This window comes from Actinosynnema sp. (assembly GCF_052038725.1).
On the sequence record NZ_JBQGCX010001157.1, the window covers coordinates 1 to 1613 of the forward strand.

The following is a 1613-nucleotide window of genomic DNA, read 5'->3' on the forward strand; positions in this document are numbered from 1 at the left end:
GGCGACGAGATCGGCTACCCGCTGATGCTCAAGGCGACCGCCGGTGGCGGCGGCCGGGGCATCCGGCGGGTCGACTCGGCCGAGGACCTGACCGACGCGTACGAGCGCACCAGCCAGGAGGCCCTGCGCGCCTTCGGCTCCGGCATCGTGTTCCTGGAGCGCCTGGTCACCGGGGCCCGGCACGTCGAGGTGCAGCTGATCGCCGACGGGCAGGGCGGCGCCTGGGCCCTCGGCGTCCGCGACTGCTCGGTCCAGCGTCGCAACCAGAAGATCATCGAGGAGTCGGCGTCCCCGGTCCTGGACCCCGAGCAGACCGCCGAGCTCAAGGCGTCCGCCGAGCGCCTCGCGCTCGCCGTGGACTACCGGGGCGCGGGCACCGTCGAGTTCCTGTACCACCCCGGCGAGAAGCTGTTCGCGTTCCTGGAGGTCAACACCCGCCTCCAGGTCGAGCACCCCATCACCGAGATCACCACCGGCACCGACCTGGTCAAGCTGCAGCTGCACGTGGCGTCCGGCGGCAGGCTGGAGGGCCCGCAGCCGGTGGAGAGCGGCCACGCCGTGGAGGCCCGGCTCAACGCCGAGGACCCCGACCGCGACTTCGCCCCCTCGCCCGGCCGCATCACCCGCCTCGTGCTGCCCTCCGGCCCCGGCATCCGGGTCGACACCGGCGTCAGCGAGGGCGACAGCATCCCCGCCGACTTCGACTCGATGATCGCCAAGATCATCGCCTACGGCCGGGACCGCTCCGAGGCGCTCGGCCGCCTGCGCCGCGCCATGGCCGAGACCACCGTCGTCATCGAGGGCGGCGCCACCAACAAGAGCTTCGTGCTCGACCTGCTCGACCAGCCCGAGGTGATCGACGCCAGCGCCGACACCGGCTGGATCGACCGGGTCCGCGCCGACGGCGGCCTGGTCGTGCGCAGGCACTCCGGCGTCGCGCTCGCCACCGCCGCCATCGCCTCCTACCTGGAGGAGGAGGCGGTCAGCCGCCAGGGCCTGCTGGCCACCGCGTACGGCGGCCGTCCCCAGGTGCAGCACGAGACCGGCCGCCCGCTGAACCTGAAGCTGCGCGGCGCGAGCTACCAGGTCACCGTGGCCCGCGTCGGCCGCTCCCGCTTCCGCGTGGGCGTCTCCGGCGGCGGCGCCGTGCACACCGCCGACGTCGAGGGCGAGCGCTTCGACGACCACAGCGGCCAGGTCACCGTCAACGGCCGCCGCCACCGCCTCGTCGTCGCCACCCACGGCCCCGTGCACCTGGTCGAGGTCGACGGCGTCGCGCACCGCATCAGCCTGGACGAGGGCGGCGTCGTCCGCTCGCCCGCGCCCGCGCTGGTCGTGGCCACCCCGGTCGCCGTGGGCGACGAGGTGGACGCGGGCTCGCCCGTGCTGGTGCTGGAGAGCATGAAGATGGAGACGGTGCTGCGCGCGCCGTTCCGCGCCAGGGTCCGGGAGCGCCCGGTGTCCGTGGGCAGCCAGGTCGCCACCGGCGCGCCGCTGATGCGCCTGGAGCCGCTGGCCGACGGCGCCACCGCCGAGGCCGAGACCGCCGCCGTCGAGGCGCCGGTCGACCTGCCCGCCGAGCCCGACGGCGTCGCCGCCGACGCCCGCCTCGG

Annotated in this window: 1 protein-coding gene; it reads left to right on the plus strand. The window is 75.2% G+C overall.

Annotated features, from left to right (window positions below; genetic code table 11):
• The coding region (locus ACTUAL_RS24305) for an ATP-binding protein (protein ID WP_440901876.1) at positions 1-1613 on the plus strand (1613 nt) is incomplete at both ends.